Here is a 16,937-nt window from a genome sequence, read left to right on the forward strand (position 1 = left end):
ATGCATCGGAAAGAAACCCGACGCTTTGGCCGCCTTCGGTCGCGATACCCCTCCCAAGTGCCGGTCCAAGTCTCTATATTGAGTCATGGAAAAGCGAATCTACCCTCAAGCCATCGAATCTGTCGTCATGCCGGAGCCTTTTGGCCGGCAAAGCTTTGATAGCGCCGAAAAGGCCGTCGCGGCATTGCGGGTGCTTTACGACCGCAACACCAAGTTCCTGCGCGACTCCTTTGCGGAACTGGCGGCAGCGGGCGGCGATAATGGCAAGCGCTACCGGGCCTTTTATCCGGAGATTGGCGTCACCACCAACTCGTTCACCCAGATCGACTCCCGCCAGGCCTATGGCCATATGCCGACGCCGGGGCATTTTGCCACCACCATCACCCAGCCGGGTCTGTTCGCAAGGTACCTCGTCGAACAGCTGCGCCTGATTATGCGCAATCATGGGGTTGCGGTTACCGTGTCGGAATCGACCACGCCGATCCCGCTGCATTTCGCCTTTCTCGAAGGCACCCATGTCGACGGCGCGGCGGCCGAGCGCATCAAGCGGCCGATCCGAGACCTGTTCGACGTGCCGGATCTCGACGGCACCGACGACCAGATCGCCAACGGCACTTTCGAAGTGGCCTTCGGCGAGCCGAGGCCACTGGCGCCCTTCACGGCGCAGCGCATCGACTATTCGCTCCACCGCCTGTCGCACTATACGGCGACCACGCCGCAGCATTTCCAAAACTTCGTGCTGTTTACCAACTACCAGTTCTACATCGACGAATTCGTCGCCCGTGCCCGCGACCTGATGGCCAATGGCGGCGGCGGATATACCGAATTCGTCGAGCCGGGCAATGTCGTCACCTTGGCTGGGCAAAGCGCGCCCGGTGCCGGGATCGCGCCGCCGCGCCTGCCGCAGATGCCGGCCTATCACCTGAAAAAGCCGAACCATGGCGGCATCACCATGGTCAATATCGGCGTCGGTCCCTCCAACGCCAAAACGATCACCGACCACATCGCCGTGCTTAGGCCGCATGCCTGGGTGATGCTTGGCCACTGCGCCGGTCTGCGCAACACCCAGGCGCTGGGCGACTATGTGCTGGCGCATGCCTATGTGCGCGAGGACCACGTCCTCGACGACGATCTTCCGGTCTGGGTGCCGATCCCGCCGCTGGCCGAGATCCAGGTGGCGTTGCAGGAAGCCGTCGCCGAAGTCACCGGCCTGTCCGGCTACGACTTGAAGCGCATCATGCGCACGGGCACCGTTGCCACCATCGACAACCGCAACTGGGAGCTGCGCGACCAACGCGGCCCGGTGCAGCGGCTGTCGCAGTCGCGTGCCATCGCGCTCGACATGGAATCGGCGACCATCGCCGCCAACGGCTTCCGCTTCCGCGTTCCCTACGGCACGCTGCTGTGCGTTTCGGACAAGCCACTGCATGGCGAGTTGAAGCTGCCCGGCATGGCGACCGAATTCTACAAGCGCCAGGTGGCGCAGCATCTGACCATCGGCATCAGGGCGATGGAGAAGCTTGCGGAAATGCCGATGGATCGGCTGCATTCGCGCAAACTCAGAAGTTTTTCGGAGACGGCGTTCCAGTAGGACGATCTGCGCGCTGCCGGAGCATCTCATCATCTTGATTGGGCCGCATTTCTGCCGATAAGCAGGCCGGTATTCTCCGGCAACCCGCGCGGACCTGACCCGATGAGACGCAGTCGACACATGGCGGCTTCACTGGCATTTATCGCGATGATGATGTTCTCGGTTGCGCTGGTCGCCGGGTTCTTGGGTACCTTGCATCCGGCCTTCGATTCCTTCTCGCATTTCCGCGTCCACCTTGCCGTGCTGATGGCGCTTTGCGCACTGCCGCTTCTGGCCACGACATTTCGCCTGCAAGCGGCCGTGGCACTGCTTTTTGCCGTGGCGGCCGTTGCCACGACCTTCAACACATTACCTAGTCCATGGCCGGTTCAGGCTGCCTATGAAGCCAAGATCGAAGATCGTGCGATCTACAAGTTGCTGCAGATGAACCTGCGCTACGACAATCCGACGCCGAAGAAGGTGCTGTCGCTGATCGGCCGGACCAATCCGGACGTGATCACCCTCGACGAAGTATCGGCGATGTGGGCGACCGAGCTAGGCTACATCAGCAGCGCGTATCCATACCGGATCCTCTGCCCTTATCCCAACGGCATATTCGGTGTCGCGCTGCTCTCGCGGAGGCCCTTTGCCGCCGGCACCGAGGCGCGTTGCGAACGGCGCGGCGCCATGGCGACAGCGACCGTCGACTTCGGCGGCATCGACGTCGATGTCGCCGCGATCCATCTCAGCTGGCCGTGGCCACGCGAGCAGTACTGGCAGATCGGTGAACTCACCGATCAGCTCTCCGCGCTCGGGGAGACGGCCATCATGGCGGGCGACTGCAACGCCGTGTCGTGGAGTGCCGCCGTACGGCGCGTCGCCTCGCTCGGCGGGCTGACCGTCATGCCGTCCGCCGGGCCGACCTGGATCCACATCAAGCTGCCGGATGTCCTGCGGCGCTTCGCCGGCCTGCCGATCGACCAGGTTTTCAGCAAGGGCGGCGTGACCATTCATTCCTCGACACGACTGGAGGACACCGGCTCGGACCACCTGCCGGTCATGGTGGAATTCTCGCTCAGGCTGGCACAACAGAAGCCGGTCGACGAGCATGAAACCGCGACCGCGGCGATAGTCCAGACCGGCAAGACGCCAGGCTAAAAGATCAAGGCTTGATCAAAGCGGTGATGAGATGTTCGACATGCCCACCGTCGCGATGCTCGCGGGCGTCGAAAGCGATCTGCTTCGCCTCATATGCGGCATAGGTGGCCCTGATACGCCGCTGCGCCTCGCGGCGCGTCTTGTAGCAGGACCGGTCGTCGGCAATCCTGAGGCCGGAGATCGATCTTTCAGAGGCCCGCATCATTTCCTTGGCTAGGCGGCCATGGGTTTCTTCGTGGGCACGGACGCCGGCGAAGAACCGCGTCCATCGCTTCTGGAGCGCCGGCGTGGTGGCCGAGGCGGCATGTGGAAACGTGTAAAAGAGATTGAGCGTGCCATTGGCGCGCCGCAGACGGCAGGAGCCATTGTCCTGGCCGGCGTCAAGGTCCCAATCCACGGTGTAGCCGGTCTGCGCGATAGCGTGCGTCATGAAGCCGTGCTTCGGCCCCTTGCGGTCCATCGCCTTCATCAGCGCCAGGCCCGTGGTCCCGGTGATGTCATAGGTCCGCGTCTTGACCAGCACCCTGGTGTCGGCCGAGGCCACCGGAACGGAACCGCACACCGCGCCGATCGCCACAAGGCATGCCAGAACCGCCACGCGCATTGGCCATCTCCCTATCGTCAGGCAATGGAACCACAAGCGCGTGACAGTTTCAACAGTTCTAATATTTCACATGCCCGGTGGACCGGGCCTTCGCCAACATTTTGCTTGCGGTGGCCGAGATGTCCGGCCAGCGCGTGGCTTACATACCTTGGTAGACCGGGCCTTCGCCGCCTTGTGGCGGCACCCAGTTGATGTTCTGGTTCGGGTCCTTGATGTCGCATGTCTTGCAGTGGACGCAGTTCTGCGCGTTGATGACGAAGCGCACGTCCTTTGCCGCGGGATCGGCGGCGGCGTTGCCGTCCTTGTCGACCCACTCGTAGACACCGGCCGGACAATAGCGTGTCGAGGGCCCCGCAAAGACATCATGTTCGGACCGTTTCTGCAGTTCCATGTCACCGACAAGCAGGTGGACCGGCTCGTTTTCCTCGTGGTTGGTGTTGGACAGGAACACCGAGGACAGCCGGTCGAAGGTCAAAACGCCATCGGGCTTCGGATAGGCGATCTTCTTGTGTTGGGCGGCAGGCTCGAGTGTTGCGTAGTCGGCTTTGCCATGCTTCAGCGTGCCGAAGGGCGAGAAGCCGAACAGCGTATTCAGCCACATGTCGAGGCCGCCGAGGCCGACACCGACGATGGTGCCGAAGCGCGACCACAGCGGCTTGACGTTGCGCACCCTCTTCAGGTCCTTGCCGATGTCAGTCTCCCGCCATGCCGCCTCGTAGGAGGACAGCTCGTCATTGGCACGGCCGGCGCCGATCGCCTCGGCGACATGCTCGGCCGCCAGCATTCCCGAAAGGACCGCGTTGTGGGAGCCCTTGATGCGCGGCACGTTGACGAAGCCGGCCGCACATCCCATCAGCGCACCACCGGGGAAGGACAGTTTCGGCACCGACTGCCAGCCGCCCTCGGTGATGGCGCGCGAGCCGTAACCCAGGCGTTTGGCGCCCTCGAAGGTGCCCCTGATTGCCGGATGGGTCTTGAAGCGTTGGAATTCGTCGAACGGCGACAGCCAGGGGTTCTTATAATTGAGGTGGAGGACGAAACCGACCGCCACCTGATTGTCTTCGAGATGGTAGAGGAACGAGCCGCCGCCGGTCTTCATGTCGAGCGGCCAGCCGAAGGAATGCTGGACCAGGCCCGGCTTGTGGTTCTCCGGCTTTACCTGCCAGAGCTCCTTGAGGCCGATGCCATATTTGCCGGGCTCGCGGCCATCGGAAAGCTTGTATTTGGCGATCAATTGCTTGGCGAGCGACCCGCGCGCGCCCTCGCCGATCAGCACATATTTGCCCATCAGCGCCATGCCAGGTGCGAAGCCCGGGCCGTGCGTGCCGTCCTTCTCGATGCCCATGTCGCCGGTGACGACGCCGGTGACGGCGCCTTCTTCATTGTACAGCAAGCCGGCGGCGGCAAAGCCTGGATAGATCTCGACGCCAAGCGCCTCGGCCTTACCAGCCAGCCAGCGGCAGACATTGCCGAGCGAGACGATGTAATTGCCGTGATTGTTCATCAGCGGCGGCATCAGGAAGTTAGGCAGGCGGAACGAGCCGGCAGGGCCGAGCACCAGGAAATGGTCCGCCGTGACCGGCGTCTTGAAGGGGTGGCCTTCCTCGTCGCGCCAGCCCGGCAGGAGCCGGTCGATGCCGATCGGATCAACGACGGCGCCGGAGAGGATATGGGCACCGACCTCGCCGCCCTTTTCCAGGACGACGACCGAGAGCTCGGGATTGATCTGCTTGAGGCGGATGGCGGCGGCGAGGCCGGCCGGACCGGCGCCGACGATAACCACGTCGAATTCCATGCTTTCGCGTTCGATGTCGCTCATCAACCCCTCCGCACTGGCTTATCCCATTCGGGTATCTAGCTGGCTCCTTCGCTGCATAGCGCATCAATCGGCGACAGGAAACCGGCGCATATGTGACAATGCCTTTTTGGCCAAAAAGTCGCGCATTGCGAGGGCTCGGCTGCCGTTTTCGCCCGGCATGCCCTCGGCGCCGACGTTTTTAATTGTTCGACGGCTTGCTTATCGGCCATACTTCACGCCATGCGCATTCCTGGGCCCGCCGGCTTTTCATCGACGCGCTTTCCTTTCACGCCCGGCCGGGTCCGCCGGGCGCTCCTTTTGGGCCTTCTGGTGCTGGCACCGGGTCGCGCTTTCGCGGACGAAGTGAAAGTCTGGGCGGCAGGCGCCTACTCCTTCTCCGACGAACTTGGCGGCTTCCACATCACCGGCGCTTCGGGCGTCGGAACCAGGGATGATCCGCTGGTCATCACCGAAGAGCTGAATTCCTCAACGCCGGTGACGCTGACCATCCGCACGACAAAGCCGATCCAGGCTTTCGGCCCGTCCGGCGAATTCGCCAATGGCATCATGTATATGCGCATCGACGCCCTCAACAACAGCGGCCAGGCCTGGATCGAATTCCAGTTCGAGCTGCAGGAGATCCTGAACCGGCCGAGCGTGTTCGGCGACGGGCTTTCGTTCGACCAGCGCAACAAGACCCCCGACAACATCTGGTCGAGCAATTTCGCCGATTTCGATCGCGATTTCGAACCCTATGACCGGCTGCTGTTCAGGAATGGCAAGGTCGACCCGCTGAAAACCGCCAGGTTCGAATTCCTGATGACCGACTATACGCCGCGATGGACCTTCTATCTGGTACAGGATCCGCGCATACCAACGGGGTAGGGAAGCGGCCAGCCTTGCAAATTGCCGCCACGCGGACGAATGTGCTGGCATGACTGCCGCTTCCCCAAACAACAGACCTGACATCGCCGACCTGCTGGCTTTTTATGCCAGCGTGGGCGTCGACGAGGCGCTTGAAGACCAGCCGGTGAACCGGTTCGCCGAGGTTGCGCCAAAGCCGATGGAACGAGCGCCGACGGCGACGCCTTCGGGCGACACCGCCGCTCCGCAGCGTTCGACGGACATGTCTCGCGCCGAAGCCGGAGAGAGAGCAAATGCGCCACCGGTTGTGCGCGCACCGTCGGCCACGATTCCCGACGAAGCACAAGCAGCACGTGCCCGCCAGCTGGCAACGACGGCAACGACCCTGGACGAGCTCCGCCAACATATGGCGGCGTTCGACGGCTGCAATCTCAAGGCCACCGCCAAGAACATGGTGTTCGCCGACGGCAACCCGCAAGCCTCCGTGATGCTGGTCGGCGAGGCGCCCGGCCGCGACGAGGATATCGAGGGCCTCCCCTTCGTCGGCCGCTCCGGCCGGCTGCTCGACCGCATGCTGGCCGCGATCGGGCTCGACCGCACTTCGGTCTATATCGCCAATGTCATTCCCTGGCGGCCGCCGGGCAATCGCACGCCGACGCCGCACGAAACCGAGATCTGCCGGCCGTTCATCGAGCGGCAGATCGAACTGGTCAATCCGAAGGTGCTGATCAACCTCGGCGGCCCGTCAGCCAAGACCTTGCTCAACACCTCGGAAGGCATCCTGCGGCTGCGCGGCAACTGGCGCGTCCACACGACTGCGTCAGGCATCGCCATACCCGCCATGCCGACGCTGCATCCCGCGTATCTCCTGCGAACCCCGTTGCACAAGAAACTGGCGTGGCGGGATTTTCTTGAGGTGAAGGCGAAATTGCGGGCGCTCACCCAGCGATAACCTCGCAGGTAATTGAAATGCGCCCCTCTCCGGCCTAGTCATCGCTCATGACAACGGCCCAAACCTCCGCTGGCAGTCTCATCCGCGAGTGGCGCACGCGCCGGCGCATGTCGCAGCTCGACCTCGCCATGGAGGCCGAGATCTCGCAGCGGCATCTGAGCTTCGTCGAGAGCGGACGGGCCGCACCCTCGCGCGATATGGTGCTGCATCTGGCCGAACAGCTCTCTATTCCGCTCAGGCAACGCAACCAGTTGCTTCTCGCCGCCGGCTTTGCCCCCAGCTTCGGCGAGCGCTCGCTTGGCGACGCGATGTTGGCGCCGGCGATGGCGGCGGTCGAAATCGTCCTCAAGGGGCATGAGCCGTTCCCCGCACTTGCTGTCGACCGCCACTGGAACTTGGTCTCGGCCAATGCCGCCATCGCTCCCTTCCTTGCCGATGTCAGCGAGGAGGCGCTGCTCAAGCCGCCGGTCAACGTGCTTCGCCTCAGCCTGCACCCCGGCGGCATCGCACCGCGCATCGTCAATCTCCAGGAATGGCGGGCGCATCTGCTTGAGCGCCTCAAACACCAGAACGACGCCAGCGGTGACCCGGTGCTGGTTGACCTGGAGCGCGAGCTGCGGACCTACCCGTCCGGCTTGAAAGGCAGCCGGCCGGCGCCGGTCGAGCCGAATGCCATCGTGCACCCGCTCAGGCTTGCCCACGGCGATCAGGTGCTGTCGTTCATCAACACCATCACCGTGTTCGGTACGCCGCTCGACGTGACCTTGTCGGAACTGGCGATCGAATCGTTCTTCCCAGCCGATGAGCAGACGCGGTCAGCGCTGGTGCGATTGGCGAAGGAGCGAGCCGAGCTGTCGTAATCACCCTTCAGGCAAAGATGCCTTGCGCGTGCGGGTGCGCTCCAGGCCAAGCTGGCGCTCGCGCCAGATGATGAATATCCCGGCGGCAACGACAATGAGCCCGCCGACAAGCATGTGAACCGTGGCAACGTCGCCGAAGACGAGATAGCCGACGACCAGGCCAAGGATCATCGAGGTGTATTCGAACGGCGCCACCACCGAGGCCTCGGCATGCCGATAGGCCGCCGTCATCAGGATCTGGCCGAGGCCGCCGCAGAAGCCGGCGGCAACCAGAAGAGCTGCCTGGAGCGGCGTCAGCATCTGCCAGCCGAACGGCAGCGACAATAGCGACATGACGCTCGCCGTCACCGAAAACCACAACACGATGGTCGCGGTGCGTTCGCTCTGCACGAGATTGCGCACCAATAGCATGGCGACCGCCGAGATCGCCGCGGCGACCAGGGCGGCAATGACGCCAAGCACCTCCTGGTCGTCGAGCGCCTGATCGGAACTGAGCAGCGTCAGTTCAGGCCAGGAGATGATCAGCACGCCGACCAGACCGACCGCAACCGCGCTCCAGCGATAGACGCGGATGGCCTCGCCGAGAAAGATCGAGCTGAACACCACCACCAGCAGCGGCTGCGCATAGTTCAGCGTGATCGCCTCGGGCAGCGGCAGCGGGGTCAGCGCGAAAAAGCCGAGCCCCATGGCGCAGACGCCGACAAGGCCCCGGGCGATGTGATTGAGCGGACGCTTGGTGGTGAACGCAGTGCCAAGTTCTCGCCTGAAAGCCAGAAAGGCGATGATCGGGAAGATGGCGAAGAACGAACGGAAGAAGACGATTTGACCCGCCGGCACGGTGCCCGCGGCCTTGATGCAGGTCTGCATGCCGACGAAGACCGCCACCGACACGATCTTGAGCATGATGCCGGTGAGCGTGTTGTGCCCGCCAGCATGGTCGCTGACTGTGGCTGTGGGGCTGCCGTGGCCAGCTTTCACGCTCCCACAGCTTCCCGGATGGTTGCCCAGATGCGCGCCGGCGTTGCCGGCATGTCGATGTGCCTGACGCCGTAGGCACGCCAGAGCGCGTCGGTCACCGCATTGAGTGCGGCCGGGGTCGAGCCGATGGTGCCGGCCTCGCCTGCCCCCTTGATGCCGAGCGCATTGGTGGTCGAAGGCACGTTGCGGGTCTCGAAATGGAAGAACGGGAAATTGTCGGCGCGTGGCATGGCGTAGTCCATGAAGCTCGCCGTCAAAAGCTGTCCATCCTCGCCATAGATCGTGTCTTCGATCAGTGCCTGGCCGATGCCTTGCACGACACCGCCATGCACCTGGCCGGCGAGCAGGATCGGATTCACGGTGACGCCGAAATCGTCGACGATAGTGTAACGGACGACCTCGGTGGCGCCGGTGTCCGGGTCGATCTCGACCTCGCAGATATGGGTGCCGTTCGGGTAGGTGCATTCGTCCTGCACGAACTCGCCAAAGCCCTTGAGATCATCGGGCGTCTTGGCGGCCTTGGCGATGGTGGAAAAATCGATCGAGCGATCGGTGCCGACGATGCGGGCAACGCCGTCAGACAGTTCGATGTCGCCGGCCGAAGCTTCCAGCTCGTCGGCGGCGATACGCTTGATCTTGTTGGCCAGATCCTCGCCCGCGCGAGAAGCTGATACACCCCCCAGCGGGATCGAACGCGAGCCGCCGGTGCCGCCGCCTGCCTTCAATTCGTCCGTATCGCCCTGCCGGACATGGATCTTGTCGATGTCGAGATTAAGCTTTTCCGACAGGAACTGCGCATAGGCGGTGGCGTGCCCCTGCCCGTTGGTCTGGGTGCCGATCTTCAGCGTCACCGTGCCATCGCCATTGAGTTCGACAAAGGCCGGCTCCGAGCCCGGAAAGGCGCAGGCCTCGATATAGGTCGCCATGCCGAGGCCTCGGATCTTGCCGCCAGCCTTCGACTGCGCCAGCCGCTGCGGAAACGCTTTCCATTCGGACCGTTCAATGGCGCGCTCCATATGGCCCTCGAATTCACCAGTGTCGTAGAGGCGGCCGGTTTGGGTGCGGTAGGGAAACCGTTCCGGCCGAATGAAATTGCGGCGGCGAATCTCTTCGACGGGCAGGCCGAGATCGTGGGCGCAGGCATCGACCAGCTTTTCCAGCAGGAACGCTGCTTCCGGACGGCCGGCGCCGCGATAGGCATCGACCGGGCAGGTGTTGGTGTAGAGGCCGGTGACCGAGACGTCGAGCGCCTGGATATCATAGACGCCGGTCGACATGGTGACGCCGATATAGGGAATGAACGGACCGTATTGCGAGATATAGGCGCCAATGTTGGCGAGCAGGTCCACCTTCATGCCAAGGAAGCGGCCGTTCTTGTCCAGCGCCATCTCGGCCGTCACGACATTGTCGCGCCCCTGCGCGTCGGTCAGGAAGTGTTCGGTGCGGTCGCCGGCCCATTTGACCGGGCGGCCAAGCCGCTTTGCCGCCTCCATCACCAGCGGATATTCGCGGTAGACGAAACTCTTCGGCCCGAAACCGCCGCCGACGTCCGGCGTGATGACGCGCAGCTGGGCCTTCTTGATCTTGAACACGCCGGCCAGGATATACTGCATGGAATGCACGCCCTGCGACCCCGTGGTCAGCACGAAGCGGTTCTCCTCCACGTTCCACTCGCCGATCGCCGAGCGCGGCTCCATGTAGTTGCAGACCAGCCGGTTGTTGACGAATTCGATGCGGGTGACATGGGCGGCCTTGGCAAAAGCCGCTTCGGTCTTTTTCTTGTCGCCCATGTGATAGTTGAAGGCGCGGTTTGAGCCGAGTTCCGGCCAGACCAGCGGCGTGCCTTCGGCAAGAGCCGTTGCCGTCCCGGAGACCGCGTCTTCGCTGTTATAGTCGACATCGATCAGTTCGGCGGCATCCTGCGCCAGAGCGCGGCTGTCGGCGACGACGAAGGCTACGGCATCGCCGACATAGTGGACCCGATCACGGCACAGGATCGGGATGTCGCGCGTCGGCGCCGTGGTGCCATCCGGCTGCTCCTGCATGACGCCGGATTTCAGATCGCCGAGATGAACAAGGTCCTTGCCGGTCAGGACTAGGTGGACGCCGGGTGCCGCCTTCGCCGCTTCGGTCGAACCGATGGTGAAGCTGGCCTTGGCGACCGGCGAGCGCAGGACATAGCCATGCAGGACGCCAGCCGGCTGGATGTCGTCGGTATAGCGGCCCTGCCCCTGGATGAAGGCTGCATCCTCGCGCCGCGGCACGGATGCGCCCATGCCGAATTTCGGTGTGACGACGGTCATGAGTGCCTCGTGATGATGACGGGAGAAGAACGCCTGAAATAGGCATTGCCTTAGTTTTGTCGAGGGGCCGTTTCGTGTAAAGAGCGCGGACTTCAAATTTCTTGGACCAGCGGACACAATCCGCCGCCAACGCAATCGACAGGAAAACCAACGGAATGCGCACGGACACCGGCCAGGTCTTCAAGCTCGAAGACTATCGCCCCAACGACTACCTCATTCCGCAAACCAACCTCACCTTCCGCCTTTCGCCAGACGCAACGCGCGTCATCGCCTTGCTCACGATCGAGCGACGTGACGGCGTCTCCGCGTCGGCACCATTGGTGCTGGACGGTGACGGCCTGACGCTCAAGCGCATCGAGATCGATGGCAAGAAAGTAAAACCGTCGGATTTTCTGGCGAGCCCGGACCAGCTGACCATCCTCAATCCGCCGGCCGCGCATCGCTTCCAGTTGCTGATCGACACCGAGCTGGCGCCGGCGGGCAATGAAGCCCTGATGGGCCTCTACCGCTCGAACAATGTCTACTGCACGCAGTGCGAGGCCGAGGGCTTTCGCCGCATCACCTATTTCCTCGATCGCCCCGACATCCTGTCCGTCTATACGGTGCGGATCGAAGCGCTGCGTGACGAGGCGCCGCTGCTTTTGTCCAACGGCAACCCGCTCGACAGAGGCGATCTCGGCGACGGCTGGCACTATGCTAGATGGCACGACCCCTTCCCGAAGCCGTCCTACCTGTTCGCGCTGGTGGCCGGCGATCTCGGCCAGCTCGCCGACAGTTTCGTCACCCTGTCCGGCCGCACCGTCGAGCTCGGCATCTATGTCGAAGCGGGCAAGGAGAAGCTGGCCGGCTACGCGATGGACGCCCTGAAGCGGTCGATGAAATGGGACGAGGAGGCGTTCGGCAGGGAATACGATCTCGACGTCTTCAACATCGTCGCGGTGTCCGATTTCAACATGGGCGCGATGGAGAACAAGGGCCTCAACATCTTCAACGACAAATATGTGCTGGCCGATCGGGAGACCGCGACGGACGCCGATTTCGCCAATATCGAGGCGATCATCGCGCATGAGTATTTCCACAATTGGACAGGCAACAGAATCACTTGCCGCGACTGGTTCCAGCTCTGCCTGAAGGAAGGTCTGACGGTTTTCCGCGACCACGAATTCTCCGCCGACCAGCGCTCGCGCGCGGTCAAGCGCATCGCCGAGGTGCGCACGCTGCGTGCCCACCAGTTTCCCGAGGACCAAGGCCCGCTGGCGCATCCGGTGCGGCCGCGCCGCTACCGCGAGATCAACAATTTCTACACGGCGACGGTCTACGAGAAAGGCTCCGAAGTGGTGCGCATGATCCGCACAATTCTCGGGGTCGACGCCTTTCGCGCCGGCATGGACCTCTATTTCGAGCGGCACGACGGTGACGCGGCGACGATCGAGGATTTCGTCAAGGTGTTCGAGGATGCGTCCGGCCGCGACCTGTCGCAGTTCGCGCTCTGGTATCATCAGGCGGGTACCCCTAACCTGACGATCAGTTCGACCTACAATCCGGCCGCGCGGGAGTTCACGCTCGAAATCGAACAGTCGGTGCCGCCGACGCCTTCCGAAAGCCGCAAGCGGCTGATGCACATCCCGCTCGCCTTCGGCCTGATCGGCGCCGGCGGCAAGGCGGTGGAGTATAGCGGCGTCGAGGGTGCCAGCGTCGAGGAGGGCGTCATCCATGTCCGCAAGCGCCGCCACATGGTGCGGTTTTCAGGCGTCGCCGAACGCCCGGCCGTGTCCCTCAACCGCGGCTTTTCGGCGCCGGTAACGTTGTCGGTCGAGCAGAAAGCCGATGACCAGTTCTTCCTCGCCCGCCATGACAGCGACGCCTTCTCGCGCTGGCAGGCCTTCAACACATTGCTGACCGACGCACTGATATCAGCCTTCCGCGAGATCCTCGGCGGCAAGCAAGCTGACTTCGCCGCGCGGCTGACCGAGCTTGCCGGCAGCATCGCCGGCGACGAGACGCTGGAGCCGGCCTATCGTGCGCTGGCGCTGGCATTGCCGGGCGAAGCCGACATTGCCCGCGACATCGGCAGGAATATCGACCCCGATGCCATCTATGCGGCTCGCGAGGCGCTGGCGCTGGCGATCGGCACCGCGAACCGGGACGCTTTTTCGGTCCTCTACCTCAGCCTCGCCGACACGGGAGCGTTCAGCCCCGACGCGGCGAGCGCCGGACGACGCGCCTTGCGCAACACCCTGCTGGATTATCTGTCGCTGCAGCCGGGCGGAGCAGCACTCGCCGCCGGGCATTTCCAGTCCGCGACCAACATGACCGACCGCGCGGCAGCGCTTGCCGTGCTCGCGCATCGTCACCACGGTTCGCCCGAGGCTATCGAGGCGCTGGCGGCTTTCGAGACGATCTATGGGTCCGACCCGCTGGTCATGGACAAATGGTTCCAGATCCAGGCCAGCGTTCCGGGGCCGCAAACCGTCGACACAGTGAGGGCCCTGACCAGCCACCCGGCCTTCTCGATGGGCAATCCGAACCGGGTACGCTCATTGATCGGCACCTTCTCCAGCGCCAACCAGACCGGCTTCCACCGGGCCGACGGCGAAGGCTACCGGTTCTTTTCGCAAACGGTACTCGAGGTCGAAAAACGCAACCCGCAGGTGGCGGCAAGGTTGGCGACGGCGCTCAGATCCTGGCGTTCGCTCGAACCTTCGCGGCAGGCCAAGGCCAGGGAAGCGCTGCTGTCGATCGCCAACGCCGAAAACCTGTCAGCGGATCTGAGGGATATCGTCGAGCGCACGCTGGCGTGAATGGAACGATCTCCCCTCGTGGGGGAGATTGGCCGTTTCAGCATTATTTTAGTCGATTTTTAATCTTTTTTCGCCGGACCACTGGACAAGGCGAATCACCTTTGATTCTTTACTGACGATTCGGATGTGCGGCGTTTGCCGGATCACCAAGCAGCATAGGCAAATTCGGGGAGTGCCATTTATGGCGAAGGCGGACGCGTGGGGCGCGCCCGAAGGGACGGCTTTTGCGCATCGCGAGGCGCGAAGCGACGGCCTTGCCGGGAATACGCGGCTCATCGCCGAACCGGCCTACCGACGGCTTCTGGCCGCCGAGCCGCTGCTGCGCCGATCGATACCCGTCCTCATCATCACCTTCCTGATCGTCATCGCGGCGCTGCGCGTGCTGTCGCTGATGAACGAGCGCGACGATGTCGAGCGCAATGCCAAGGCGATCCTGACGTTGGCGGCGGGCCAACTGGCCAGTTCGCTGGCCACCACCTTGGACACGGTGCCTGGCGCCATCCAGGATCTGCTGGAGACCACAAGCCGTCAGGGCGCGATGGGCCGCAGCCATGTGCTCGTCATCACCGACAGTGCTTTCAAGATCGTCGCGGAGACACCGCGTTCGATGCCATGGCAGGGCCATTCGCTCGACAGCCTCGTCGAGGGCGGCCAGCCCTTGTTCATGTTCGGAGATCGCGCCGGCGTCATGGAAGTCAACATCGACGGACGGGACTGGTATGCGGCGGTCAGCCTGGCGAATGGTGGAAAGGGCGCATCGGCGGCCTTGGTGCCGCAAGACGCGGTTTTCGATGCCTGGCGCAAGACTGTTTCGCTGAACGTCACCCTGTTCGTGCTGACGGCCGGCGTGCTGATCGTCATCCTCTATGCCTATTTCGGCCAGGCGGCACGTGCGCAGGCGGCTGACCGCATCTATCTCGAAGCGCATCAGCGCATCGACATGGCACTGGTTCGCGGCCGCTGCGGCCTGTGGGACTGGGATATGGTGCGCGGCAAGATGTACTGGTCGCGATCGATGTACGACATGCTCGGTTACAAGCCCTGCGACACGATGCTGTCCTTCGGCGAGGTCGATCAGATCATCCACCCCGAGGACGGCGACCTGTTCCAGCTCGCCAACAGAATCGTCGCGCGCGAGATCGACCACATCGACCAGGTGTTCCGGATGCGGCATGCCGACGGCCAATGGGTCTGGATGCGCGCACGGGCGCAGGTCATCGATCCGGAAGCGCCGGAAATCCAGCTCATCGGCATCGCCGTCGACGTCACCGAACAGCGTCATCTGGCGCTGCGTTCCGAAGCGGCCGACCTTCGCCTCAGAACAGCGATCGAGAACATCAACGAATCCTTCGTACTGTGGGATTCGGCGCAGCGCCTGATCATGTGCAATTCCAAATATCAGCAGGATAACGGGCTTTCGGACCGTGACGTGATGCCGGGCACCGCGCGCGCGGCGTTGGAAGAACGCATGCTGGCCTTTGCCTCCGAACGGCGGCTTGCCAACACCAGCGGCCTGCAAGGCGGCGCCTCTTTCGAGCGGCAGCTGGCCGACGGCCGCTGGCTGCAGGTCAACGAACTGAAGACCCGGGACGGCGGCATCGTCTCGGTCGGCTCCGACATCACCCAGATCAAGCTGCACCAGGAGAAGCTGGTCGACAGCGAGCGCCGGCTGATGGCGACGATCCATGATCTCAGCCTCGCGCGACGGGCGGAAGAGGAACGGTCGCGCGAACTGGTCGACCTCAACCGCAAATACATGAATGAAACCGAACGCGCCGAGGCGGCGAACCGGGCCAAGTCCGAGTTCCTGGCCAACATGTCGCATGAGTTGCGCACGCCGCTGAACGCGATCATCGGCTTCTCCGAACTGATGGAGCAGGGGCTGTTCGGCCCGCTCGGATCGGAGCGCTACGAGGAATACGCCACCGACATCAACAGCAGCGGTAAATATCTCCTGGGCGTCATCAACGACATTCTCGATATGTCCAAGATCGAGGCTGGCCAGTTCTCGCTGGACCGCGAAGAGATCGATCTCGGCCCGCTGATCAGCGAAACCGTTCGCGTCGTATCATTGCAGGCGACGCAAAAGGCCATCACCGTGGAAACCCGCATCGCCGACGCGCTGACGCTGGTCGCCGACCGCCGTGCGATCAAGCAGATTGTCATCAACCTTTTGTCCAATGCGGTGAAATTCACCGGCCAGGGCGGCCACATATCGGTCAGGGCCCGCAACACATCCGGCGCGCTGGTGCTGACGATCGAGGACAATGGCTGCGGCATCCCCAAGGATGCGCTCGGCAAGCTCGGACGGCCCTTCGAACAGGTGCAAAACCAGTTCTCCAAGAGCCACGCCGGATCCGGCCTTGGCCTCGCCATCTCGCGTTCGCTGGCCGAGCTCCAGGGTGGCGCGCTGAAGATCCGTTCGACCGAAGGTGTCGGCACGATCGTATCGGTGCGCATTCCGTTGAGGAAAGCCGCGCCGGCGATCAGGGTCGCGGCCTGAGCAGCAGGCTCCGACTGACACCGCCGGAGCCTGCCCAGGCAGCCTCACTGCATATCGCTGTTGTCGCCGTCGTCACTCCATTGAGGGTGACGGCCGAAGCGGCCGCCCTTCGGCAATTCGCTCTTCTCGATCTTGCCGTCGTTGTTCCTGTCGAGCATGGCAAAGGTTTTCTTCTCCCGACCGGTGATGTCGTCTGACGTCAGCGTGCCGTCGCCCTTGGTGTCGTAGCGGGCGATGATGCGTTTGGCCATCTGCTCGAAACGCGCCTTCTCCAGCGCCTCGGCGAGCTGGGCGACGGTCAGCTTGCCGCCGTTGTCGGCGACGAGTTTCTTCAGCCGCGCGTTCATGGCGTCGGAGAACTGGTCGAAGCTGATGGTCCCGTTCGAATCCTTCATCGCCTTGTTGAGGCGCATCATCGTGCCCTCACGCATTCTTGCGCTGGCATTGTTTTCGGCATAGGCCGTGGTGCCGACGGCGCCGGCCAAGGCAAAGAAGGCAAGGGCAAGTTTGGTTGTCTTTCTCATGGTCTTCTCCTGTTGCATCGTC

12 protein-coding genes are annotated in these 16,937 nt (G+C 63.2%); 7 read left to right on the forward strand and 5 right to left on the reverse strand.

Features of this window, described 5'->3' with window-relative positions:
* Positions 1 to 127 precede the first annotated feature (127 nt).
* Both NKH03_RS22335 and NKH03_RS22340 read left to right on the forward strand, forming a co-directional pair.
* Positions 128 to 1,591, forward strand: a complete 1,464-nt coding sequence (locus tag NKH03_RS22335) for an AMP nucleosidase (protein ID WP_352871963.1) — start codon at positions 128 to 130, stop codon at positions 1,589 to 1,591.
* A 102-nt stretch (positions 1,592 to 1,693) separates the two neighbouring features.
* Positions 1,694 to 2,728, forward strand: a complete 1,035-nt coding sequence (locus tag NKH03_RS22340; RefSeq protein ID WP_352970577.1) for an endonuclease/exonuclease/phosphatase family protein — start codon at positions 1,694 to 1,696, stop codon at positions 2,726 to 2,728.
* Positions 2,729 to 2,732: 4 nt separating this feature from the next.
* Here NKH03_RS22340 and NKH03_RS22345 read toward each other — a convergent pair whose 3' ends face one another.
* The gene (locus NKH03_RS22345) at positions 2,733 to 3,332 is read right to left on the reverse strand and encodes a DUF922 domain-containing Zn-dependent protease (RefSeq protein WP_352970578.1); all 600 of its coding nucleotides are present in this window, start codon (positions 3,330 to 3,332) and stop codon (positions 2,733 to 2,735) included.
* A gap of 139 nt (positions 3,333 to 3,471) precedes the next feature.
* The gene (locus tag NKH03_RS22350; protein WP_352970579.1) at positions 3,472 to 5,151 is read right to left on the reverse strand and encodes an electron transfer flavoprotein-ubiquinone oxidoreductase; all 1,680 of its coding nucleotides are present in this window, start codon (positions 5,149 to 5,151) and stop codon (positions 3,472 to 3,474) included.
* A gap of 219 nt (positions 5,152 to 5,370) precedes the next feature.
* On the opposite strand from NKH03_RS22350, the gene NKH03_RS22355 reads away from it, so the two are divergent.
* From NKH03_RS22355 to NKH03_RS22365, 3 genes are read left to right on the forward strand one after another with little or no spacing between them, the layout of a single operon-like run.
* On the forward strand, positions 5,371 to 6,015 hold the full coding sequence (locus tag NKH03_RS22355) for a hypothetical protein (RefSeq protein ID WP_352970580.1): 645 nt from the start codon (positions 5,371 to 5,373) through the stop codon (positions 6,013 to 6,015).
* 49 nt (positions 6,016 to 6,064) lie between these two features.
* The gene (locus NKH03_RS22360; protein WP_352970581.1) at positions 6,065 to 6,946 is read left to right on the forward strand and encodes a uracil-DNA glycosylase; all 882 of its coding nucleotides are present in this window, start codon (positions 6,065 to 6,067) and stop codon (positions 6,944 to 6,946) included.
* 47 nt (positions 6,947 to 6,993) lie between these two features.
* Positions 6,994 to 7,806, forward strand: a complete 813-nt coding sequence (locus NKH03_RS22365) for a helix-turn-helix domain-containing protein (RefSeq protein ID WP_352970582.1) — start codon at positions 6,994 to 6,996, stop codon at positions 7,804 to 7,806.
* On the opposite strand, the gene NKH03_RS22370 is transcribed toward NKH03_RS22365, so the two are convergent.
* Together NKH03_RS22370 and NKH03_RS22375 are read right to left on the reverse strand one after the other, a co-directional pair.
* The gene (locus NKH03_RS22370; RefSeq protein ID WP_352970612.1) at positions 7,807 to 8,709 is read right to left on the reverse strand and encodes a DMT family transporter; all 903 of its coding nucleotides are present in this window, start codon (positions 8,707 to 8,709) and stop codon (positions 7,807 to 7,809) included. It abuts the gene before it with no gap.
* A 71-nt stretch (positions 8,710 to 8,780) separates the two neighbouring features.
* Complete coding sequence (locus NKH03_RS22375; RefSeq protein ID WP_352970583.1) at positions 8,781 to 11,087, reverse strand: xanthine dehydrogenase family protein molybdopterin-binding subunit; 2,307 nt, start codon at positions 11,085 to 11,087, stop codon at positions 8,781 to 8,783.
* A gap of 155 nt (positions 11,088 to 11,242) precedes the next feature.
* Between NKH03_RS22375 and pepN the strand changes: the two genes are divergently transcribed.
* Positions 11,243 to 13,888 carry an aminopeptidase N gene (gene pepN, locus NKH03_RS22380; RefSeq protein ID WP_352970585.1) on the forward strand — a complete coding sequence of 882 codons (2,646 nt, stop codon included), beginning with the start codon at positions 11,243 to 11,245 and terminating at the stop codon, positions 13,886 to 13,888.
* Positions 13,889 to 14,069: 181 nt separating this feature from the next.
* On the forward strand, positions 14,070 to 16,391 hold the full coding sequence (locus NKH03_RS22385; protein ID WP_352970587.1) for a PAS domain-containing sensor histidine kinase: 2,322 nt from the start codon (positions 14,070 to 14,072) through the stop codon (positions 16,389 to 16,391).
* Positions 16,392 to 16,435: 44 nt separating this feature from the next.
* On the opposite strand, the gene NKH03_RS22390 is transcribed toward NKH03_RS22385, so the two are convergent.
* On the reverse strand, positions 16,436 to 16,915 hold the full coding sequence (locus NKH03_RS22390) for an EF-hand domain-containing protein (protein ID WP_352970588.1): 480 nt from the start codon (positions 16,913 to 16,915) through the stop codon (positions 16,436 to 16,438).
* Positions 16,916 to 16,937 lie beyond the last annotated feature (22 nt).

The organism is Mesorhizobium sp. M1406 (genome assembly GCF_040317555.1).
Taxonomy (GTDB): Bacteria; Pseudomonadota; Alphaproteobacteria; order Rhizobiales; family Rhizobiaceae; genus Mesorhizobium.